This window comes from Mycobacterium sp. NGS35 (genome assembly GCF_059812855.1).
The window spans coordinates 19,218-41,074 of sequence record NZ_JCALDL010000014.1 but is presented as its reverse complement, the minus strand read 5'-3'; the positions used below and the strand labels follow the sequence as shown (position 1 = coordinate 41,074).

Here is a 21,857-nt window from a genome sequence, read left to right as displayed (position 1 = left end):
TTGGGTGTCGGACGGCGAACAGGCAAGGCCGCGACGGCGCCGAGGTCGGCGCCGAGGCAAGCGTGCCGCCGCCCCCACTGACACCGCAGCCCCGCAGTCCACGAAGCAAACCCCCACCCCAAGCAGTGACACGAAACCGGCAAAACGCGGCCGCCGATCGCCGGACCGCTTGCGTACCGTGCACGAAACCTCTGCGGGTGGATTGGTGGTCGACGGACTCGACGATCCGCACGGCAGCCAGATGGCGGCACTGATCGGCCGCATCGACCGGCGCGGCCGGATGCTGTGGTCGCTGCCTAAGGGCCACATCGAACTCGGCGAGACCGCCGAGCAGACCGCGATCCGGGAAGTTGCCGAGGAAACCGGCATCCAGGGCGACGTGCTCGCCTCGCTCGGCAGCATCGACTACTGGTTCGTCACCGAAGGCCGGCGCGTCCACAAGACCGTGCACCACTACCTCCTGCGTTTCCTCGGCGGCGAGCTGTCCGACCGCGACCTCGAAGTCAGCGAGGTGGCCTGGGTGCCGCTGGACGAGCTGCCGTCGCGGCTGGCCTACGCCGACGAACGCCGGCTCGCGGAGGTAGCCGGTGAGCTGATCCAGACCCTGCACACCAAGGGGCCCGGCGCGCTGCCGCCGCTGCCGCACAGCACACCGTGGCGGCGGCGCCAGACACACAGCCGGACCCGACGGCGGCGCGACGAGCAGACGCCAGAGGGCGAGCGACTGCGCGAAGCTCGCGAGCCGCTTGCGCAAGAAGCAGATAGTGGCGAGTCCGACCGGACGAACGGTCACAGGCGCCGGCAGTGACACCTTCGCGGCGCCGCGCACTCCTGCGGGCACCCGCAGCGGCTTTGCGGCTCGTCGTCGCGGCAATGCTGGTCGCGATGCCCGCGGTGATGGCCCTGGGGCCGCGCGCCGCGGCAGGCGAACCTGGCGACGTCCGCTTCCTGGAAGTCAGCATCGACCGCGTCACCCCGGGGATCGTCACGACCACGGGAGACGCCACTGTCACGGTCAACGGCACCGTCCGCAACGTCGGCGACCGCTCGGTGCGCGACATCGTCGTCCGCCTCGAGCACGCCGGGCCGGTCACGTCACCGCAGGGGCTGCGGACCAACCTCGACGGCAGTACTGACCAATACCGCCCGGTCGGCGACTTCGTCACCGTGGCTCCCGAGTTGCAACGCGGCCAGTCCAGCGGCTTCACACTCGCGTATCCGCTGCGCTCGTCGTCGGCGCCGTCGCTGGGCATCGACCAGCCCGGCGTGTACCCGCTGCTCGTCAACGTCAACGGCACCCCCGATTACGGCGAGCCGGCCCGACTCGACGACGGCCGCTTCCTGTTGCCGGTGCTCGGTGTGCCCGCGGACCCGTCGGTGGAGTCGGCCGATGCGCTGACGTCGGTGGTGCCGCCCGACACGTCTAAACCCGTCGCCGTGACGATGCTGTGGCCACTGGCCGACCGGCCGCGGCTCGCCCCCGGCGCGCCGGGCGGTGTGACGCCGGTCCGGCTCGTCGACGACGAGTTGGCGACGTCGCTGGCCCCGGGCGGGCGGCTGGACATCTTGCTGTCAGCCGCGGACTTCGCCACTTCACCGACCGTGGACCCCGGCGGTCGCATCGGCGGGGCGCTGTGCCTGGCGGTGGACCCCGACCTGCTCGTGACCGTCAACGCGATGACGGCCGGCTACGTCGTCACCGACAAGCCCGACGACCGCAACTCCCCCACCCATCCGGGCGCCGGTCAGGCCGCGGCGACGAGCTGGTTGGACCGGCTGCGCGCGCTGGCTCGGCGGATGTGTGTGGCGCCGACGCCGTACGCCCAAGCCGACCTCGACGCGCTGCAGCGGGTCGGCGACCCCGGTTTGGCGGCTATTGCGACGGAAAACGCCGCCGACGTCGTCGACCAGATCCTCGGGGTGAACTCCACGCGCGGTGTCACGCTGATGGGTGACGGCACGCTGACCTCGGCAGCAGCCCAGCTGCTGACCGCGCACGGCCCCACTGTCGCGATCTCCGCCGCCGACTGCACCGCGCAAGACGAAATCGACGGCAAGCCGCAGCCGGCGAACGTGAACCCGCACCGGCTGTCCGACCGGCTGGTCGCGGCACCGTTCGATCCGACGGTCGGCGCCGCGCTCGCCGCGGCCGGCCGCAGCCCGGTGTCGCCGTCGTATCTGGACCACTCGCTGGTCGTGCCTAACAGTCATGACTCGGAGGCGGCGCGCCGCCAGGACGCAATCGGCGCGATGTTATGGCTTGGGCTCAACCCCGACACCGCGCCGCGCAGCCAGATCTTGATGCCACCGCTGGCGTGGGATCTACAGGCGCCTGACGCGCAGGCGATCATGACCGCTTTGGCGACGGCCGTGCACGCCGGCCTGGCCGCGCCCCGCCCGCTCCAAGCGCTGATCGGCGAGGCCGCCGCGACAGCGACGTCGAGTTCGCAGACGATGGCCAGCCCCGGCCGCAATCGCATCGACGACGCGGTGACCGCCCACATGACTCGTCAGGTCGGCCGGCTGTGGGGGCTGACGTCGGCGTTGACCACCGACCCGCGCACCGGGCTGAGCGGCACCCAGTACACCGCGCCGCTGCGCGAAGACATGCTGCGCGCGCTGAGCCAGGCGATCGCGTCCGACGCCCGTAACGACGAAGCGCGGCAACGGATGTCGGCCGTCGACGTCGCGGTCGACGACATGTTCGGGGCGGTGACGATCGTGAACCCCGGCGGGTCCTACACCCTGGCCACCGAGCACAGTCCGCTGCCGCTGGCGCTGCGCAACGACCTGCCGGTGCCCATCAAGGTGCGGCTGCAGGTGGACACTCCGCCCGGCATGACAGCCACCGATATCGGCGTGCAAGAACTCCCGCCGGGATACCTGCCGCTGCGGGTGCCCATCGAGGTCAACTTCACTCAACGCGTCGCCGTCGACGTCACCCTGCGCACACCCGACGGTCTGCAACTGGGTGAGCCGGTGCGGTTGTCGGTGCATTCCAACGCCTACGGCAAGGTGTTGTTCGCGATCACGATGGCGGCGGCGGCGGTGCTGGTGGCGCTGGCCGGGCGGCGGTTGTGGCACCGGTTCCGCGGCCAGCCCGATCCCGCCGACCTCGACCGGCCGGAACCGCAGTGACCGCCGGCAGCCGGCCCGCCGCGGCCCGGCCCGACGCTGCGGGCTCAAGCGCCGCATCACCCACTGCCGCTCGGGCCGAGTTGACCGACGCGGCGGTGGTGTCGCGGTCCTGGGGCATGGCGTTCGCGACCCTTGTCAGCCGCATCACCGGCTTCACCCGGATCGTGCTGCTGGCCGCGATCCTCGGCGCCGCGCTGTCGAGTGCGTTCTCGGTGGCCAATCAGCTGCCCAACATGGTCGCCGCGCTGGTGCTGGAAGCCACCTTCACCGCGATCTTCGTGCCGGTGCTGGCCCGTGCCGAACGCGACGATCCCGACGGCGGCGCCGCATTCGTGCGCAGGCTGGTCACGCTGGCCACGACACTGCTGATCGTCACCACCGCGCTGTCCGTCGCGGGGGCGCCGCTGCTGGTCCGGCTGATGCTGGGCAGCGACCCCCAGGTGGACAAGCCGCTCACCATCGCGTTCGCGTATCTGCTCCTGCCTCAAGTACTTTTCTACGGGCTGTCGTCGGTGTTCATGGCAATCCTGAACAACCGCAACATCTTTGGGCCGCCTGCCTGGGCACCGGTGGTCAACAACCTCGTCGCGATCGCGACGCTGGGCGTGTATGTCTTTGTCCCCGGCGAACTCTCGGTGGAGCCGGGCAACACCAAACTTCTGGTGCTGGGCATCGGCACCACGCTGGGGGTGGCCGCGCAGACCGTGGTGCTGTTGGTGGCGATCACCCGCGAGCGCATCAGCCTGCGTCCGCTGTGGGGCCTCGATGATCGGCTCAAACAGTTCGGCGCGATGGCCGCCGCGATGGTGCTGTACGTGTTGATCAGCCAGTTCGGTCTGGTGGTCGGCAACCAGATCGCAAGCTGGGCAGCGGCTTCCGGCCCAGCGATCTACAACTACACCTGGCTGGTGCTGATGCTGCCGTTCGGCATGATCGGCGTGACGGTGCTGACTGTGGTGATGCCGCGCCTGTCCCGCAACGCCGCCGCCGACGACATTCCGGCCGTGCTCGACGACCTCGCGCTGGCCACCCGACTCACGATGGTGACGCTGATTCCGACGGTCGCGGTCATGACCGTGGGCGGATCGGCAATCGGCTCGGCACTTTTCGCCTACGGCAAGTTCGGCTCCGTCGACGCCGGCTACCTGGGCAGCGCGATCGCGTTGTCAGCCTTCACGCTCATCCCGTACGCACTGGTGCTGCTGCAGCTGCGGGTGTTCTACGCGCGCCAGCGGCCGTGGACGCCGATCGCGATCATCGTCGTGATCACCACCGTGAAGATCGCCGCATCCCTTGCGGTGCAACAGCTCACGGCACATCACGTGATCGACAATCCCGAGATGGTCGCCGGGTACCTTGGCCTTGCCAACGGGCTCGGCTTCCTCGCCGGTGCGATCGCCGGTTACCTGCTGCTGCGCCCCGCCCTGAACCTGACGCACGGCCACCTCTACACCGCCGAGGTGGTACGCACCGTGCTGGTCACCACCGCCGCATCGCTGCTGGCAGCGCTCGCCGCCTACGTTGCCGACCGGCTGCTGGGGTTCCACCGCCTGACAGAGCACGGCGGCGGCGCCGGATCGCTGGTGCGGTTGGTGCTGCTGGGCCTGATCATGGCGCCGATCATCGCCGCGGTGATGCTCAGCGCCCAGGTGCCCGAGGCTCACGCGGCGGTTTCCGCGGTGCGCCGGCGCCTGCACCGCTTTGCGCAGAACACAGCTCGCGAGGCAATTCCGGTTTCGGACCGGCCTCGCCCGGATACCACCCTCACGTACTCTGAACAGAGGTTTTCGTTGGCGCGAAGCCCCCTGATGCGGCCCCAGCCCGGCCCGCGCGGGGCCGGCGGTGTGCGCGCCGACGCGCGGGAGAGGATGGCGGTGACCGACGAGGACGCGGGCAGGACCGCCTCGGATGCGACCACCCGGCTGCAGCGGCCGGCGGCGGACGATTTCCAGCCTGACGTGCCCGCCGAGCCGACCGAACATCTCGAGACGACGGGGCTTGGCCGTCCAGATCGCTCACCGGGCGATTTCGCCGGCGACCCGACGCGGGAGTCGATGGGCATCGCCGCGCCGCGCGACACGGCCGACTCGTCACGTTCAGAAGCCGACGTCCCTCTCATCCCGGGCGCGATCATCGCCGACGGCCGCTACCGGCTGCTGGTGTTCCACGGCGGACCGGAGAGCCTGCAGTTCTGGCAGGCCCTGGACACCGCGTTGGACCGTCAGGTGGCGCTGACGTTCGTCGACCCCGATGGACAGCTGCCCGCGGATGTCGTCCAGGACATCCTCGCCCGCACGCTGCGGCTGAGCCGGATCGACTTGCCCGGCATCGCCCGCGTGCTCGACGTCGCACGCACCCGCCACGGGGGGCTGGTGGTGTCGGAGTGGATCCGCGGCGGTTCCCTGAAGGAGGTGGCCGACACTTCGCCGTCGCCGATCGGTGGCGCCCGGGCGATGCAGTCACTGGCTGCAGCCGCCGAAGCGGCTCACCGCGCCGGTGTCGCATTGTCGATCGACCACCCCAGCCGCGTGCGCGTCAGTATCGAAGGCAATGTGGCGCTGGCCTTTCCGGCGACCATGCCCGACGCGACGCCGGAAAGCGACCTGCGCGGCATCGGTGCTGCGTTGTACGCACTGCTGGTGGATCGCTGGCCATTACCCGAAAGTGGGGTGCCCAGCGGGTTGGCGCCGGCCGACCTCGATCCGGCGGGCAATCCGATCGAGCCGAAAGTCGTCGACAACACGATTCCGTTCCAGATTTCCGCGGCCGCCGCGCGATCTGTCCAGAAGGCGGGCGGAATCTCAAGCGCTGCAACGCTTTTGAATGTCTTACAGCAGGCCACTGCGGATGCCGACCGCACCGAGTTGATCACCCCGGTCGAGGCGCCGGCACCGTCGTCGCGCTTCCGCAGCTACGGCTTTCGTAACTCGAGTGCGTTGGACGACGACGAGCGCGCTCGGCGCCGGAAAAGCCTGCTGATCGGACTCGGTGTGGTAGGCGCGATCCTGGTGGTGGCCACGTTGTTGGCCGCAGCGCTGTTCAACGGCTTCGACGACGGCTACTCGAGCACCCAGGATCAGCTGGGCCTCAATCCCACCAGCAGTCTGCCGTCGGCGCCGGGCACCAGCGGCAACACCATCAAACCTGTTCGCGCAGAAGTCTTTTCACCGGGCGGTGGCCCGGACAACCCCGGCGACGCCGGATTGGCCATCGACGGCAACACGTCGACCGCGTGGAAGACCGACGTCTACACCGACAGCGTCCCGTTTCCGAACTTCAAGAACGGTGTCGGGCTGATGTTGCAACTTGCCCAGCCCACCAAGCTCACCGCGGTCAACATCAACCTGTCGAGCACCGGCACGCAGATTCAAATCCGTGCCGCCAACAGTGCCTCGCCCGGCAGCCTCGATGACACCGCGGCGCTGACCGCTCCCACCCCGGTGCAGCCCGGCCCGAACCGGATCCCGGTCAACACGTCGACCGCGACATCGCATGTGCTGGTGTGGATTTCGACGTTGGGCAGCACAGACGGCCAAAGCGTCTCCAATATCTACGAGGTCTCGCTCGAAGGCACCACGTAGCCGTCGTCCAGTGAATGCCATCGATGGAGTTTGCGCGCGACCCAGACCGCATCGGCTAACCGCACCACGTGGACCGATCTGCGATGCGCGGAACGCGGGCTAACCGTACATAGCCGACGACTGATTGCGATCGTCAGCAATCTCCCAGTTAGCGTTCAGGGGTGCCCCTGCGTCGGCTTAAGGTTCGGCTGTGGGGTGCTTCGGGGGATCACAGCAACGTTCCGACGCAGAATTGCTCGCCGCACACGTCGCAGGCGACCGCTACGCATTCGAGGAGCTGTTCCTACGCCATCAACGTCAGCTCTACCGGCTGGCCCGGCTCACCAGCCGCACCGGGGAAGACGCCGCAGACGCTTTGCAGGACGCCATGCTGTCGGCGCATCGCAGCGCGGCTTCGTTCCGCAACGACGCCGCCGTCAGCAGCTGGCTGCACCGCATCGTGGTCAATGCCTGCCTTGATCGATTGCGGCGCAACAAGACTCACGTCACCGTCCAGATCGAAGACGATGTCTACCCGGTCAGCGACCCCAGCTCGCGCACCGACACCGCAGTGGAAGTGCAGCGGGCGTTGATGCGGCTGCCGGTCGAGCAGCGCGCCGCCGTCGTCGCGGTCGACATGCAGGGGTACTCGGTGGCCGACGCCGCCAGGCTGCTGGGCGTACCGCAGGGCACGGTCAAAAGCCGATGCGCCCGCGGGCGCGCCCGGCTGGCGTTGATGCTGCGCTACTTTCACCCCGACGCCGCCCGCAGCGCCGCCGGATAACACAAGTCCGTCGCCCGGCCGCGGTACAACAGGTGCATGGACAGCGGCAGACCGGCGGTGCCTGCGGTCGACAGAATCCGCGCCGACCTCGCCCGCCTCGGCGCCGACGCCGACTCGGCGCCGGAGGTCCCGACGGCGGTCACCGCGCGCGTGGTCTGCGCCTTGCGCGCCACGTCGCCGCCTCGGCGGACCACGGCCGCCCGGATCAGCGCCGCGGTGGGCGTCGCCGCCGCGGTTGCGGCGGCCGGCCTGGGCACGGCCATGCTCCTTCGAAACAGCGGCCCCGGGACCGCGTTCTCGCCTCAGCAGCTGACCTCCGCACCGTCCGCCCCGACCGTGCCGCTTGCCGACCACGAAATTATCGCGATGCTCAACCAGCCACCCGACTTCGGCGGACTCGCGGACCCTCGCCGCCGCTCGTCGTGCTTGAGCGGGCTGGGATACCCGGCGGCCGGCCCCGTGCTGGGTGCCCGGCAAGTCCAGATCAGCGGTGCGCCGGCCGTCGTACTGGTGCTGCCCGGTGACAACCCGGACACCGTCGCGGCGCTGGCGGTACGGCCGAACTGCAGTTCGGCGGACACCGGCTTGGTCGCCGACACCCGGATCCGCCGTCCATGACACGGGCGCCATGACAAGGGCCGGGAACACCGCCACATACCCTGGTGTTTGAACCATCGCCCCCGGAGTCCGACACGATGGCGAGCAGACCACGGGCAGAAAGGCTGACATGGCGTCGTCCCCCACCGTCCACGACCTGATCATCATCGGCTCAGGACCGGCCGGCTACACCGCGGCGATCTACGCCGCCCGCGCCCAGCTGTCCCCCGTGGTGTTCGAAGGCTCGCAATTCGGTGGCGCGCTGATGACAACCACCGAAGTCGAGAACTTTCCGGGATTCCGCGCCGGTATCACCGGCCCCGAGTTGATGGACGAAATGCGCGAGCAGGCACTGCGGTTCGGCGCCGACCTGCGCATGGAAGACGTCGACGCGGTGTCGCTGACCGGGCCGGTGAAGACCGTCACCGTCGGCGACGAAACCCACCATGCCCGCGCGGTGATCCTGGCGATGGGAGCTGCCCCGCGCTACCTCGGCGTACCGGGCGAGCAGGAGTTGCTCTGCCGCGGGGTCAGCTCGTGTGCCACCTGCGACGGGTTCTTCTTTCGCGAGCAGGACATCGCGGTGATCGGCGGCGGCGACTCGGCAATGGAAGAGGCGACGTTTCTGACCCGCTTCGCCCGAAGCGTCACGATCGTGCACCGCCGCGACGAGTTCCGTGCGTCGAAAATCATGCTGGCCCGCGCCGAAGACAACGACAAGATCCGCTTCCTCACCAACACCGTGGTTTCTGAGGTGCTCGGCGACAGCAGCGTCACCGGGCTTCGCGTGCACAACACCAGAACGGGCGAGGACAGCACGCTCGACGTCACCGGCGTTTTCGTCGCGATCGGCCACGATCCCCGTTCTGATCTGGTCCGCGACCAGATCGACGTCGACGGCGACGGCTACGTACTGGTGCGCGGCCGCAGTACCCACACCTCAGCGGAGGGGGTCTTCGCCGCCGGCGACCTGGTGGACCGCACCTACCGGCAAGCGGTGACCGCGGCCGGCACCGGCTGTTCCGCGGCTATCGACGCCGAACGCTGGCTCGCCGAGACCGCCCACACCGACACCGCCGACAACTTGATTGGAGCACCGCTGTGACCGAATCCACTGCGACCATCGCCGTCACCGACGACTCCTTCGCCCAGGACGTCCTCGCCAACGAGCGGCCCGTCCTGGTCGACTTCTGGGCGACGTGGTGCTCGCCGTGCCGGATGGTGGCCCCGGTGCTCGAGGAGATCGCCGCAGAGAAGTCCGGCGCGCTGACCGTCGCCAAGATCGACATCGACGCCAATCCGGGGACCGCCCGCGACTTCCAGGTGATCTCGATCCCGACGCTGATCCTGTTCAAGGGTGGCCAGCCGGTCAAACGGATCGTCGGCGCCAAGAGCAAGGCGGCCCTGTTGCGGGAGCTCGCCGACGAGATCTAGCCGACAAGGCGGCCCGCCGGGTCGCCTGGCGTTTTCTCGATTCGGAGAACCGTCTGCGACAATATGTGTAGTTCGGCGATGAGCCGGTTGCGCGAGAAGCATTGAGAACACGACAACCGCGCGACGTGACGTCTGGCTCGACGACCGTGACCGAAAGGCCTTCTATGTCGACTCTGCGCCGCGGCGACCGCAGCAGCGCGGTTGCCGAAATCCGCAGCGCGCTCGCGTCGCTCGGTTGGCTGGAGGATCCCGACGCGGACCTGACCACCGGAAAGCATTCGGTCCCCGAGCTGTTCGACGCCGAACTCGACCAAGCCGTGCGGGCGTTCCAGCAGCATCGCGGCCTGCTCGTCGACGGGGTCGTCGGTGAAGCCACGTACCGGGCGTTGAAAGAGGCGTCATACCGGCTCGGCGCACGGGTCCTGCATCACCAGTTCGGCGCGCCGATGTACGGCGACGACGTGGCCTCGCTGCAGGCCCGACTGCAAGATCTGGGCTTTTACACCGGGCTGGTGGACGGCCACTTCGGTTTGCATACGCACAACGCACTGATGTCCTACCAGCGCGAGTACGGGCTCACTCCGGACGGTATCTGCGGCCCAGAAACGTTGCGCTCCTTGTACTTTCTCGGTTCCCGCGTGACCGGCGGTTCCCCGCATGCGATTCGGGAAGAGGAGCTGGTGCGCAGCTCCGGTCCACGGCTGTCCGGCAAGCGAATCATCATCGACCCGGGCCGCGGCGGTGACGATCACGGCGCGATCGTGCAAGGGCCCGCAGGGCCGATCAGCGAGTCAGACATCTTGTGGGACTTGGCTTCACGGCTCGAGGGCCGGATGACCGCGATCGGGATGGAAACGTTTCTGTCCCGCCCGGCCAACCGCAGCCCGTCGGATGCCGAGCGGGCCGCAACGGCGAACACCGTCGGCGCCGATCTGATGATCAGCTTGCGCTGCGCCACCCAGCCCAGTCCGCTGCCCAACGGTGTTGCGTCGTTTCACTTCGGCAACTCGCACGGCTCGGTGTCGACGATCGGGCGCAACCTCGCCGACTTCATTCAGCGTGAAGTGGTGGCGCGCACGGGATTACTGGACTGCCGCGCGCACGGCCGCACCTGGGATCTGCTGCGGTTGACGCGGATGCCGACGGTTCAGGTGGACATCGGCTACATCACGAATCCACGCGACCGCGCGATGTTGGTAACCGCACAGACCCGCGACTCGATCGCCGAAGGAATTCTGGCCGCGGTCAAGCGCCTCTATCTGCTCGGCAAAAACGACCGCCCCACAGGCACTTTCACGTTCGCCGAGCTGCTGGCGCACGAACTGTCGGTGGAACAGACCAGCCGGCTCAGTCGGTAGCGTCCACCCTGCAGGCACCGGCGCCCACCGGCTCCATCTGCGCGCTCTGCAGCAGCCGCTCCAGCGCCGCCTCCACTTCGGCCTTCCACCCCAAGCCTTGGTCGAGTTCCAGCCGCAGCCGCGGGAAGTACGGATGGGGGGCGACGACCGTGAAGCCGACGTCGAGCAAGAAGTCCGCGGTGATCATGCACTGGTCGAACGAGCAGTCACCGAACGGCTCGACCACCGGCTTGACGTCTGCCGGCGCGGCGCGATGGTCGACGAGTTCGTCGGCTTCGGCGGTGCGACCGAACGCCTCCAGCGCCCGCACGCCGCGGCGCTGCAGATCAGCGACCGCCTGCGCGATCAGGCGCCGCGACAGCGTATCGGCATGTTCGGGCTCGACCCCCAACGTCGTCAGCAACACCGCATCCGGGCTCACCGGAGCGGTGGGGAAACATCTCGCGCGCGGCACCGCGCCCGGCGGCGCGTACAGCGCGTAGCCGATACACGGCGCGTCGAGGGCGGTGTCTTCGCCGCCGTCTTCGGCATCGGTGCGTTCGTGCCGAGCCGGGACCGCGATCTGGCCGCACGCACCCCACTCGAGCATGACCATCGACAGCCAGGCCTCTTTCTCGAACTCGGGATCGGCGAAGTGGTCGTCGCTGCCCAGCGCAGTCGGGTCGACTTCCCAGTACACGCAGCGCCGGGCATGCTTAGGAAGCTGCTCGAAATACTCGAGCCGCAGTGGCGTGATTCGGGCAGACACTACGCTCTGAGGCCTCCATGGGATGCTGCTGCCCAAGGCAGCGCTTCCAGAATAAAAGAGGGTGGGCGGTATGGGCCAGTTTCGGCGGTTCTGCATTGGTCGACTCCCCCGCAGCGTGAAAATTCCTGAGCCACACAATCTTTCGCGCGGAGGTCACTTGCACGTCGCGATCCGGTCTTGATGCCGTCACAGTGACGTATCGGCCCGGTGTCAGCGCACGGGCGAAATCAGCGGTTCGCGTTGTCCATCAGCGCCACGATCCGCTGCAAATCGTCGACGGATCCGAACTCGACGACGATCTTGCCCTTGCGCTTGCCCAGGCTCACGGTGACCCGCGTGTCGAACGCGCCCGACAGTCGCTCGGCGATGTCTTGCAAGCCCGGCATCTGGATCGGTTTGCGGCGCGGGCCGGTACTGGGTGTGGCGTCGCCGCGGTTGGCCAGCGTGACCGCCTCCTCGGTGGCGCGCACGGAAAGCCCCTCGGCGACAATCCGGGCCGCCATCTCCTCTTGTGCGTCCGGACCCCCCTCCAGTGCCAGCAGCGCGCGGGCATGGCCCGCCGAGAGCACGCCCGCAGCGACGCGGCGCTGCACCGGGATCGGCAACCGCAGCAGTCGGATCATGTTCGTGATCAACGGCCGCGACCGGCCGATCCGCGCGGCAAGTTCGTCGTGGGTGACGTTGAACTCGTCGAGCAGCTGCTGGTAGGCCGCCGCCTCCTCGAGTGGGTTGAGCTGCACCCGGTGGATGTTCTCCAGCAAAGCGTCGCGCAGCATGTTGTCGTCGGAGGTCTCGCGCACGATAGCGGGGATCGCGGTGAGGCCGGCCTGCTGGGCGGCTCGCCAGCGCCGCTCCCCCATGACCAACTGATAGCGGCCGGCCGAATCGGGAGCACGCACGACGATCGGCTGCATCAACCCGAACTCGCGGATGGAGTGCACGAGTTCGGCGAGGGCTTCGTCGTCGAACACCTGTCGCGGCTGACGCGGGTTCGGCACGATCATCGCCGGGTCGATCTCTCGGTACACCGCACCGACGGACGCGGCGTCGACCGCGGGCGGACCACCCAGCACGACGTCCGCGGCGGCGTCACCCATGCGCGGTCCGAGGCCCGCCGCACCGGTCTCGGTGGGGCCGGTCGGGATCAGCGATGCCAGCCCGCGGCCGAGGCCGCCCTTGCGGCGTGACGCTTGGGTCATCAGTGCCTCCTCTTCGTTGGTCTGTCAGCGACTCGGTGGCCCAGCGGGGCCGTCGCGGTGCGCGAGTTCGCGGCTGGCGTCGAGGTAACTCATCGCTCCGCGTGAGCCCGGGTCGTAGTCGATGATCGTCATGCTGTAGCCCGGCGCCTCGGAGACTTTGACGCTGCGCGGGATGACGGTGCGCAGCACCTTGTCACCGAAGTACCGGCGGACCTCTTCAGCCACCTGGTCGGCCAGCTTGGTCCGGCCGTCGTACATGGTCAGCACCACCGTCGACACAGTCAGCGCCGGGTTCAGATGCGCTCGGACCATCTCGATGTTGTTCATCAACTGCGACACCCCCTCGAGCGCGTAGTACTCGCACTGGATGGGGATGAGGACCTCGGGTGCCGCGACGAGCGCGTTGATGGTCAGCAGGCCAAGCGACGGCGGGCAGTCGATGAAGACGTAGTCGAAGTCGGTGGTGTCCAGGGCTGCGAGCGCGGTGCGCAACCGGTTCTCCCGCGCCACCATGCTGACCAATTCGATCTCCGCGCCGGCGAGGTCGATGGTCGCCGGGACGCAGAACAGGCGCTCGCTGTGCGGGCTCTTGCGGATCGCGTCGGCCAGCGGTAGTTCGCCGAGCAACATCTCGTATGACGACGGCGTGCCGGCGTGCCGGTGCTCGATGCCCAGGGCGGTGCTCGCATTGCCCTGCGGATCGAGGTCGATGACCAAGGTCTTGAGGCCTTGCAGCGCGAGAGCCGCCGCGAGGTTCACCGCGGTGGTGGTCTTGCCGACGCCGCCCTTCTGATTCGCGACCGTGAAGATCCGCCGGCGCGACGGTCGAGGGAGGCGGGGGTGCGTGGTGTGCAGAATCTGCGTGGCCCGGTGCGCGGCGGCGCCGATCGGGGTGTCGGCCGGGTCGGCGCGCCACGGGGAGTCGGTGTCGGCGGCGGGGTTGCTCGGCGTTACGTCGGTGACGCTCCCCGGCCCCGCTATCGAGGTTTCACGTGAAACATTCGCGTCCGCGGTGGCCGCTTCTCTGGACGTGTCGCCCGTCGTCACGGTCGCCTCCCGCTTTGCGCTCGCCTTCGCGTCTGCCGTGGGGTCGCGTCGGTCCGCTCCCCGACCACTGCGGTCGTCGGCGGATCTAAGTCGTCCCCGCCACATCTCACCACCCTGACAGTCTCTATACCTAACGACGCCATCACACGCCGATACCGTTCCACTTCTTCCTCGGCTCGCTCGCCTTTGATCGCAATGAGCAATCCCCCGCGCACCAACAGCGGCACCGACCACTTCGCCAACTTATCGAGCGACGCGACCGCCCGGCACACCACGGCGTCTGCCGGGCCGACCTGAGCGCGAACGTCCGGTTCCTCCGCTCTGCCGCGGACGACCGCGACACCGAGCCCGAGCGCGTCGACCGCCTCCAGCAAGAAGGTGGCGCGGCGCAGCATCGGCTCCACCAACGACATCCGTAGGTCCGGCCTCGCGAGGACGAGGGGTATGCCGGGAAGGCCAGCCCCGCTGCCGATGTCCGCTACTCGCGCACCCGGCGGCAGCAGCTCAGCAATAGCCGCGCTGTTCAGAATGTGGCGGTCCCAGATGCGGTCGACCTCCCGTGGGCCGATCAGTCCCCGCTCGACGCCGGCAGTGACGAGGAGCTCGGCGTACCGCATCGCCAAGCCGAGGCGATCTCCGAGTAGACGACCCGCAGCGGGCGGGGGATCAGGCGGCACGCCATGTTTCACGTGAAACATCCCTCCGCGGCGGCCGGGACAATCGCGGCCATCGAACTACATCGATGTAAGTCGGGCCTACTGATCCAGCAGGACGACGACGCGCCGCGCGGGCTCCTGACCTTCGCTCTCGCTGCGAACACCGGGGATCGCCGCCACCGCGTCGTGCACGATCTTGCGCTCGAATGGCGTCATCGGGGCGAGCTGCTCGCGGGTTCCCGTCTCCAACACTCGCTGGGCCACCTTTTGTCCGAGGGCGGCCAGCTCCTCGCGGCGGCGGCGGCGCCAGTTCGCGATGTCGAGCATCAACCGACTGCGCTCGCCTGTCTTCTGATGCACGGCCAGCCGGGTGAGCTCTTGCAGCGCGTCGAGCACCTCACCGCGGCGGCCGACCAGCTTCACCAAGTCCTGGCCACCGTCGATGCTGACGACGGCTCGGTTGCCCTCGACGTCGAGGTCGATATCACCGTCGAAGTCCAACAAATCGAGTAGCTCCTCGAGATAGTCCCCGGCGATCTCGCCTTCGGCCACCAAGCGCTCCTCGAGGTCGTCGACCTTGGTACTGCCGGCCGCCTCGTCGCTCACATCGCCCGTCGAGTCGTCGTTCACGTTGTCGTCGACGTTGTCCTCGCGCTCGGCGGTCTCTGCGTCGCTCATCCGTGTCCCTCTCCCCTATGTGCCCGCCGCTGTCGCGGCATCCGGCTTCAACGTTTGCGTTTCTTCGGACGCGCGCCCGGTCGCGGCGTCCGGCCGACGCCGCCTCCGCCGTCCGAGGCTGCACCGTTTGGAGGTGCGCTGTCGCTCTTTCCCGAGCGGCCATCCGCGGCGTCGGCGTCGGACTTCACCGCGCCGTCACCGGCTCCGTCCCCCGCTGCCTTCTTGGGCCGGGTCGGTTTCGCGCCGGGTGCGGGTGCATTCGCCGCCCGTCGGGCGAGCGCTTCCTGCTTCTTCGCCTCTTCCTCTTTGGCGATCTTGCCGAACACGTAGTGCTGCTGCCCGAACGTCCAGATGTTGTTGGCGAACCAGTAGATGATGATGGCCAGCGGCAGGAACGGACCACCCACGACGACGCCGAGCGGAAAGATGTACAGCGCAAGGCGATTCATGATCGCGGTCTGCGGGTTGGCCGCCGCCTCGGGGCTCTGCCGCGTGATCGACGCCCGGCTGTTCATGTGCGTCGCGAAGCCCGCCAGCAGCATCAGCGGCACCCCGATCAAAATCACCGACAGCCGGTTGAATTCGTGGAACGCTGCGATGCTTCCCGCCGACTGGGTCATCGACGCCCCGATCGGCGCACCGAACAAGTTGGCGTCGAGGAAGTGGTTCACGTCGGCGACGCTGAACACGTAGTTGCCGATCTGGCGGTTCTGATCGGGGCTCAGCCCCAGCCGACCGATGCCGTGTTGGGTCCGGTTGAACGACATCAGCACGTGGTAGAGCCCGAGGAACACCGGGATCTGCGCGAGCATCGGCAGGCACCCGAGGATGGGGTTGACCCCGTGTTCGCGCTGCAGCTTCTGCATCTCCAGCGCCAGGCGCTGCCGGTCCTTGCCGTACTTCTTCTGCAGCGCCTTGATCTGCGGCTGCATCTCCTGCATCTGGCGGGTGGTGCGGATCTGCCGAACGAACGGCTTGTACAGAATCGCGCGCAACGTGAACACCAGGAACATCACCGACAGCGCCCATGTGAAGAAGCTCGACGGGCCGAGGAACGGCACTGCGGCGAAGGCCTTGTACCAAAGCCACATGATCGCCGACACCGGGTAGTAGATGATGTCGAGGCTGAACAGATCAAACACGGGACGTGCTCTCCCCTCGCTGCGCTGGGGTCTCCCAGCCGTCGGCTGCACATTCTGGGCTTCGGGCAAGCGCTTCCACGTCGCCGCACCGATGAATGCTGTTGTGTTCCTCCGGGACTGGGTCCCATCCGCCGCGATGCCACGGTCCGCATTTCGCCAGCCGCACCGCGGTCAGCCAGCCGCCCTTGACCAAGCCGTACTCGGTCAGCGCCTCGACCGCGTACTGGCTACAGGTCGGCATGAACCGGCATGTCGGCAAGCGCAGCGGTGACACGTAGGTGCGGTACAGCTCGATCGCGAAGATTGCACAGCGCACCGGCCAGCGACGCGCCGCCGTGAGGTCCGCTCTCACCGTTGGCTCCTCGGCAGCACCCGGGCACGCGTCAGACCCGACCGCAGCTCCTGTTCCAGCCGCGCCGAGATCGCGTAGCAGCTGCCGGGCAGCGCCCTGATCACGATCCGGTCCGCCGGGTCGAGTTCGGTGAGCAGATTGCGCGCGACATGACGCAGCCGTCGCGCCACCCGGTGCCGATCCACGGCGGAGCCGACGGACTTACCGACAACCAGGCCGATCCGCGGGCCGACGTCGTCGGGGCGGTCACAGCGATGCGCGTGCACCACGAGATCCCGTTCGACGGCCCGCACCCCGTTTTTGACAGTGGCGCCGAACTCCGTCGACCGCGTCATCCGGTTGTGCGCCGGAAGCACCGTCGTCGCTATCCGCGCCGACTCAAGCAGTCAGCGTCCGCCGGCCCTTGCGCCGGCGGTTGGATACGATCGCGCGCCCCGCGCGGGTCCTCATCCGAAGGCGAAAACCGTGCACGCGTGCGCGCCGGCGATTGTTCGGCTGGAAGGTGCGCTTGCCCTTGGCCACGGCATTTTCTCCTCATGCGTCTGGCACCTCGTCGACTCGCGCATCGTCTAACCCACCATGCCGAAGCTGACGCGGATGCCGCTCGTAAGCTCGTCTCGCTCGCTAACCGGCGCGGACCCCGGTGGACACTCCCCCGGTTCGCTGCCGTATCGCCGACTTTCGGGCGACCGTTTGAGGGTACTGACACCGATACCGCCGGTCAAACGGCGTCCGGGCACCACAGCGGCGATCACTGTTGTCACAACCGTCACCATCGTCAAGCGACACGCCGGCTTGTCGTCGGCAATGTTGCCGAACGGTTGGCCAGCCTTCGCCAAACCTGTTAGCTTCTGGCAGTGCCGTTTCCATGCGGAGCGGCCGAAGACTCACGCCGAGCGACATCGAAGCGAGCCGCTGTCCTGTCCACACCTGTGGATAACTATGTGGACAGTTGACCTCGTTACTTTTGTCGACCCTCGACCGACGCCAAAGGGGGTTCTCGTCGTTGACCGCTGAACCCGACGCGCCGTTCGCCGAGGTATGGAACACCGTCGTCTCCGAACTCAACGGCGACATCCCGAACGGCTCGTCAGCCAGCAACGGCGACCGCACCGGTCCACCGCTGACTCCACAGCAGCGGGCATGGCTCACCCTGGTCAAACCGCTGACCATCGCCGAAGGGTTCGCGCTGCTGTCGGTGCCCAGCAGTTTCGTCCAGAACGAGATCGAACGCCACCTGCGCAACCAGATCATCGACGCGCTGAGCCGCCGGCTCGGCCAACGTGTGGAGCTCGGCGTGCGGATTGCGCCGCCGGAGCCCGGGGACGCCGACGAACCCCCGCCCGCCGGGCCACAGCTCGACGACCCGCATCTCGACAGCGACGACGAGGTCGACGACGACACCGAAGCGTTGGCCAGCGCGCACGAGTCGTGGCCGTCGTACTTCTTGAACAAACCCGCCCACAATCCCGCCGGCCAGTCACAGGGCGTCAGCCTCAACAAGCGCTACACCTTCGACACGTTCGTCATCGGTGCGTCGAACCGCTTCGCACATGCCGCCGCCCTCGCCATCGCCGAGGCGCCGGCCCGCGCGTACAACCCGTTGTTCATCTGGGGCGAGTCCGGGCTGGGCAAGACCCACCTGCTGCACGCGGCCGGCAACTACGCCCAGCGCCTCTTCCCCGGCATGCGGGTCAAGTACGTCTCCACCGAAGAGTTCACCAACGACTTCATCAACTCCCTGCGCGACGACCGCAAGGTCGCGTTCAAACGCAGCTACCGCGACATCGATGTGCTTCTGGTCGACGACATCCAGTTCATCGAAGGCAAGGAAGGCATCCAGGAGGAGTTCTTCCACACCTTCAACACTCTGCACAACGCGAACAAGCAGATCGTGATCTCGTCGGACCGGCCGCCCAAGCAGCTGGCCACGTTGGAGGACCGGCTGCGCACGCGGTTCGAGTGGGGTCTGATCACCGACGTCCAGCCGCCGGAGCTGGAGACACGCATCGCGATTCTGCGCAAGAAGGCACAGATGGACCGGCTCGACGTGCCCGACGACGTCCTGGAGCTGATCGCCAGCAGCATCGAACGCAACATCCGCGAACTCGAGGGTGCGCTGATCCGGGTGACTGCATTCGCGTCGCTGAACCAGACGCCGATCGACCGCGCACTCGCCGAAATAGTGCTGCGCGATCTGATCTCCGATGCGGAAAGCATGCAGATCAGCACCGCGATGATCATGGCGGCCACCGCCGAGTACTTCGAAACCACCATCGAGGAACTGCGCGGGCCCGGCAAGACCCGCTCGCTGGCACAGGCTCGCCAGGTTGCGATGTATCTGTGCCGCGAGCTCACCGACCTGTCGCTGCCAAAGATCGGCCAGGCGTTCGGCCGCGACCACACCACGGTGATGTACGCGGAGCGCAAGATCCGCGGCGAGATGGCTCAGCGTCGCGAGGTTTTCGATCAGGTGAAAGAACTCACCACCCGCATCCGCCAGCGCTCCAAGCGCTGATCTCATCCCACATTCGACCGTGCCGGCGCCAAGAACCTCGGCCGCGTGCACCCCTTTTTTCGGCACCGCGCGTGTGCATAACCTTGTGCACAACTCCGCGACAACGCCGCCGACTGTGCACCGGGACGTGGACAGCCGCCCGCCATGCACATCGCCAGAGTCCTAGGGGCACAGTCGTGCACCGGCCGTACACAACGCGGTGCGGCACCCTTTCAGCACAAACGCGAGGTATCCACAGATTCCACAGGCCCTACTACTGTTGCTTATCTATCTCTCTAGATTTCGATCAGAAGAAGGCGCTGGGGACAACGGTTCTGCACACCCGTGGCGGGGCCGGCGGACAGTGCTTGTCGGGCTGATCGATTAGCTTTTATCGAGCGGGCGAAAGCTCTACGGTGGTGCCTCGACAGCCATTACGGTCGTCGTAGGTACACGACGGTCACCTGGTTGTGAGGCCCGGGAACCGCGGACGAAGTGTGTGACGAACAGTGATCCAAGAAAAGGCTGTGTGAGGTGGCGACGACGACGGTCGGCTTGACCGACTTGAAATTCCGGCTGGTCCGCGAGGACTTCGCCGATGCGGTGGCGTGGGTAGCGCGTAACGTGCCGACCCGGCCGACGGTGCCGGTGCTCGCCGGTGTGCTCCTGGAAGGCACCGACACCGGATTGACCATCTGCTCGTTCGACTACGAAGTGTCGGCCGAGGTTCAGGTACCCGCTGAAATCGCCACTCCCGGAAAGGTTTTGGTGTCCGGACGGCTACTGTCGGACATCACCCGGGCGTTGCCGGCCAAACCGGTCGACGTCAGCGTCGACGGCACCCGCGTGGCGCTGACGTGCGGCAGCGCCCGGTTCTCGCTGCCCACCATGGCGGTCGAGGACTATCCGGCGCTGCCTGCGCTGCCGGAGGAAACCGGGGTGATCTCCGCTGAACTGTTCTCCGAGGCCATCGCGCAGGTCGCCGTGGCGGCCGGGCGCGACGACACGTTGCCCATGCTGACAGGCATCCGCGTGGAAATCTCCGGCGAGACAGTTGTTTTGGCTGCCACCGACCGGTTCCGGCTGGCGGTTCGCGAACTGACGTGGTCGACGTCATCGGCCGACATCGAGGCCGCGGTGCTGGTGCCGGCCAAGACACTGGCCGAGGTCGCCCGAGCCGGAATCACCGGCGCCGAGGTCGGGCTCGCGTTGGGTGCGGGCGCAAATGTCGGCAAGGAGGGGCTGCTCGGCATCCGAAGCGAAGGCAAACGCAGCACCACGCGACTGCTCGACGCAGAATTCCCGAAGTTCCGCCAGCTGCTGCCCACCGAACACACCGCCGTCGCCACCGTGGACGTCGCCGAACTCGTGGAAGCCATCAAACGTGTGGCGCTGGTCGCCGACCGCGGCGCGCAAGTCCGCATGGAGTTCAGCGAAGGCAGTTTGCGGCTGGCCGCCGGCGCCGACGACGTCGGGCGCGCGGAAGAGGATCTGCCGGTGGAGTTTTCGGGAGACCCGCTCACCATCGCGTTCAACCCGACGTACCTGACCGACGGCCTGACTTCGCTCCACAGCGAGAAGGTGTCGTTCGGATTCACCACCCCCAGCCGGCCCGCCGTGCTGCGCCCGGCCGCCGGGGACGACACGTCGCGTCCCGCCGCTGGGCCGTTCCCGGCCGTGCCGTCGGACTACGTCTACCTGCTGATGCCCGTTCGGCTACCCGGCTGACGCGCTGATCCTGTCCGCGCGATTCCACAAGAGGGAGGCATACATGCAGCTGGGCCTGGTGGGTCTGGGCAAGATGGGTTTCAACATGCGCGAACGATTGCGCGACGGCGGCCACGACGTCGTCGGATACGACCCGCGGCCCGAAGTCACCGATGTGCCGTCACTGGCTGCGCTTGCCGAAGCGCTGACGCCCCCGCGGGTGGTGTGGGTGATGGTGCCCTCGGGGCCGATCACCCACGGAACCATCGCGTCGCTGGCCGAGGAGCTCGATGAGGGCGACTTGGTGATCGACGGCGGCAACTCGCGGTACACGGAGGACGGTCCCCATGCAAAGCTCCTGGCGCAGAAGGGGATTGCGTTCCTCGATGCCGGCGTTTCGGGCGGTATCTGGGGATTGAAGGCCGGTTATGGGTTGATGGTGGGCGGCAGCGACGCCGACGTCGCGCGGGCCATGCCGATTTTCGACGCGCTGCGGCCGCCGGGCCCGCGCGAAGACGGCTTCGTGCACGCCGGGCCGGTGGGTGCCGGCCACTTCGCGAAAATGGTGCACAACGGTGTCGAGTACGCGCTCATGTCGGCCTATGCCGAGGGCTACGAACTGCTGAACGCCGAGGACCTGATTCAAGACCCGCAAGCCGTCTACCAAGCGTGGACCAACGGCACGGTGGTGCGGTCTTGGCTGCAGCAACTGCTGGCCAAAGCGCTCAAGGAGGACCCCGGGCTGACACAGATCACCGGCTACACCGAGGATTCCGGCGAGGGCCGCTGGACCGTCGAAGAGGCCATTCGGCTGCGGGTACCGGTTCCGGGGATCGCTGCATCGCTGTTCGCGCGGTTCTTGTCTCGCCAGGAGGACTCCCCCACCATGAAAGCTGTTGCCGCTCTGCGTAATCAATTCGGTGGTCACGCCGTTCATCGGGTGAGCCAATCGGGATAGTT

Annotated in this window: 19 protein-coding genes and 1 pseudogene; 11 read left to right on the top strand and 9 right to left on the bottom strand. The window is 67.7% G+C overall.

Features of this window, described 5'->3' with window-relative positions:
* Nucleotides 1–4 precede the first annotated feature (4 nt).
* From AC5Y4C_RS19180 to AC5Y4C_RS19145, 8 genes are all read left to right on the top strand, one after another.
* A complete protein-coding gene (locus AC5Y4C_RS19180; RefSeq protein ID WP_499912680.1) occupies nt 5–808 on the top strand; it encodes an NUDIX hydrolase in 804 nt (267 codons plus the stop codon).
* Nucleotides 809–885: 77 nt separating this feature from the next.
* Nucleotides 886–3,138: a DUF6049 family protein gene (locus AC5Y4C_RS19175; protein ID WP_499965202.1), complete on the top strand. Its 2,253-nt coding sequence runs from the start codon at nt 886–888 to the stop codon at nt 3,136–3,138.
* Nucleotides 3,135–6,719 (top strand): murein biosynthesis integral membrane protein MurJ, encoded by a 3,585-nt coding sequence (gene murJ, locus AC5Y4C_RS19170; RefSeq protein ID WP_499965192.1) that lies wholly within the window; start codon nt 3,135–3,137, stop codon nt 6,717–6,719. The genes AC5Y4C_RS19175 and murJ overlap by 4 nt, the downstream gene beginning before the upstream one ends.
* 190 nt (nt 6,720–6,909) lie before the next feature.
* A complete protein-coding gene (sigM, locus tag AC5Y4C_RS19165; RefSeq protein ID WP_499965190.1) occupies nt 6,910–7,482 on the top strand; it encodes an RNA polymerase sigma factor SigM in 573 nt (190 codons plus the stop codon).
* 36 nt (nt 7,483–7,518) lie between these two features.
* A complete protein-coding gene (locus AC5Y4C_RS19160; RefSeq protein WP_499965188.1) occupies nt 7,519–8,100 on the top strand; it encodes an RsmA family anti-sigma factor in 582 nt (193 codons plus the stop codon).
* 109 nt (nt 8,101–8,209) lie between these two features.
* Entirely contained in the window at nt 8,210–9,184 is a 975-nt protein-coding gene (gene trxB, locus AC5Y4C_RS19155; protein WP_499965186.1) for a thioredoxin-disulfide reductase, read from the top strand.
* Nucleotides 9,181–9,513 carry a thioredoxin gene (gene trxA / locus AC5Y4C_RS19150; RefSeq protein ID WP_499912671.1) on the top strand — a complete coding sequence of 111 codons (333 nt, stop codon included), beginning with the start codon at nt 9,181–9,183 and terminating at the stop codon, nt 9,511–9,513. Before trxB ends, trxA begins: the two co-directional genes overlap by 4 nt.
* Before the next feature lie 164 nt (nt 9,514–9,677).
* Nucleotides 9,678–10,871 (top strand): N-acetylmuramoyl-L-alanine amidase, encoded by a 1,194-nt coding sequence (locus AC5Y4C_RS19145; protein WP_499912668.1) that lies wholly within the window; start codon nt 9,678–9,680, stop codon nt 10,869–10,871.
* Here the strand turns inward: AC5Y4C_RS19145 and AC5Y4C_RS19140 are convergent.
* The 9 genes and pseudogenes from AC5Y4C_RS19140 to rpmH all read right to left on the bottom strand — a co-directional run bounded on the left by AC5Y4C_RS19140 (nt 10,861) and on the right by rpmH (nt 17,215).
* On the bottom strand, nt 10,861–11,619 hold the full coding sequence (locus tag AC5Y4C_RS19140; RefSeq protein WP_499949716.1) for an acetyltransferase: 759 nt from the start codon (nt 11,617–11,619) through the stop codon (nt 10,861–10,863). The two genes, AC5Y4C_RS19145 and AC5Y4C_RS19140, sit on opposite strands and share 11 nt — an antisense overlap.
* A gap of 227 nt (nt 11,620–11,846) precedes the next feature.
* Complete coding sequence (locus AC5Y4C_RS19135; RefSeq protein WP_499912664.1) at nt 11,847–12,818, bottom strand: ParB/RepB/Spo0J family partition protein; 972 nt, start codon at nt 12,816–12,818, stop codon at nt 11,847–11,849.
* A 24-nt stretch (nt 12,819–12,842) separates the two neighbouring features.
* Nucleotides 12,843–13,768: pseudogene (locus AC5Y4C_RS19130) on the bottom strand (ParA family protein); the annotation flags it as partial.
* Between the two features lie 93 nt (nt 13,769–13,861).
* Nucleotides 13,862–14,554, bottom strand: coding sequence for a 16S rRNA (guanine(527)-N(7))-methyltransferase RsmG (gene rsmG / locus AC5Y4C_RS19125; RefSeq protein ID WP_499965184.1), 693 nt, complete (start codon nt 14,552–14,554; stop codon nt 13,862–13,864).
* Nucleotides 14,555–14,620: 66 nt separating this feature from the next.
* Entirely contained in the window at nt 14,621–15,199 is a 579-nt protein-coding gene (locus tag AC5Y4C_RS19120) for a Jag family protein (protein ID WP_499912660.1), read from the bottom strand.
* A gap of 47 nt (nt 15,200–15,246) precedes the next feature.
* Nucleotides 15,247–16,290 (bottom strand): membrane protein insertase YidC, encoded by a 1,044-nt coding sequence (gene yidC, locus AC5Y4C_RS19115; RefSeq protein ID WP_500008516.1) that lies wholly within the window; start codon nt 16,288–16,290, stop codon nt 15,247–15,249.
* Between the two features lie 43 nt (nt 16,291–16,333).
* The gene (yidD, locus tag AC5Y4C_RS19110) at nt 16,334–16,693 is read right to left on the bottom strand and encodes a membrane protein insertion efficiency factor YidD (RefSeq protein WP_499965182.1); all 360 of its coding nucleotides are present in this window, start codon (nt 16,691–16,693) and stop codon (nt 16,334–16,336) included.
* A complete protein-coding gene (gene rnpA / locus AC5Y4C_RS19105; RefSeq protein WP_499965180.1) occupies nt 16,690–17,049 on the bottom strand; it encodes a ribonuclease P protein component in 360 nt (119 codons plus the stop codon). Before rnpA ends, yidD begins: the two co-directional genes overlap by 4 nt.
* Nucleotides 17,050–17,071: 22 nt before the next feature.
* Nucleotides 17,072–17,215, bottom strand: a complete 144-nt coding sequence (gene rpmH, locus AC5Y4C_RS19100) for a 50S ribosomal protein L34 (RefSeq protein WP_083088040.1) — start codon at nt 17,213–17,215, stop codon at nt 17,072–17,074.
* A 484-nt stretch (nt 17,216–17,699) separates the two neighbouring features.
* Here rpmH and dnaA point away from each other — a divergent pair, with 484 nt between their 5' ends.
* The 3 genes from dnaA to gnd all read left to right on the top strand — a co-directional run bounded on the left by dnaA (nt 17,700) and on the right by gnd (nt 21,855).
* Complete coding sequence (gene dnaA, locus AC5Y4C_RS19095; protein ID WP_499965179.1) at nt 17,700–19,211, top strand: chromosomal replication initiator protein DnaA; 1,512 nt, start codon at nt 17,700–17,702, stop codon at nt 19,209–19,211.
* Nucleotides 19,212–19,724: 513 nt separating this feature from the next.
* Complete coding sequence (gene dnaN / locus AC5Y4C_RS19090) at nt 19,725–20,918, top strand: DNA polymerase III subunit beta (RefSeq protein ID WP_499965177.1); 1,194 nt, start codon at nt 19,725–19,727, stop codon at nt 20,916–20,918.
* A gap of 43 nt (nt 20,919–20,961) precedes the next feature.
* Nucleotides 20,962–21,855 (top strand): phosphogluconate dehydrogenase (NAD(+)-dependent, decarboxylating), encoded by an 894-nt coding sequence (gene gnd / locus AC5Y4C_RS19085; protein ID WP_499965176.1) that lies wholly within the window; start codon nt 20,962–20,964, stop codon nt 21,853–21,855.
* Nucleotides 21,856–21,857: the final 2 nt, after the last annotated feature.

Bases quoted from the DNA above. Each gene is read 5' to 3' on its own strand.
- gnd (WP_499965176.1), top strand. From the start codon at position 20,962: ATGCAGCTGGGCCTGGTGGGTCTGGGCAAGATGGGTTTCAACATGCGC.
- AC5Y4C_RS19135 (WP_499912664.1), bottom strand. From the start codon at position 12,818: ATGACCCAAGCGTCACGCCGCAAGGGCGGCCTCGGCCGCGGGCTGGCA.
- AC5Y4C_RS19120 (WP_499912660.1), bottom strand. From the start codon at position 15,199: ATGAGCGACGCAGAGACCGCCGAGCGCGAGGACAACGTCGACGACAAC.
- AC5Y4C_RS19145 (WP_499912668.1), top strand. From the start codon at position 9,678: ATGTCGACTCTGCGCCGCGGCGACCGCAGCAGCGCGGTTGCCGAAATC.
- AC5Y4C_RS19160 (WP_499965188.1), top strand. From the start codon at position 7,519: ATGGACAGCGGCAGACCGGCGGTGCCTGCGGTCGACAGAATCCGCGCC.
- yidC (WP_500008516.1), bottom strand. From the start codon at position 16,290: ATGTGGCTTTGGTACAAGGCCTTCGCCGCAGTGCCGTTCCTCGGCCCG.
- AC5Y4C_RS19175 (WP_499965202.1), top strand. From the start codon at position 886: ATGCCCGCGGTGATGGCCCTGGGGCCGCGCGCCGCGGCAGGCGAACCT.
- trxB (WP_499965186.1), top strand. From the start codon at position 8,210: ATGGCGTCGTCCCCCACCGTCCACGACCTGATCATCATCGGCTCAGGA.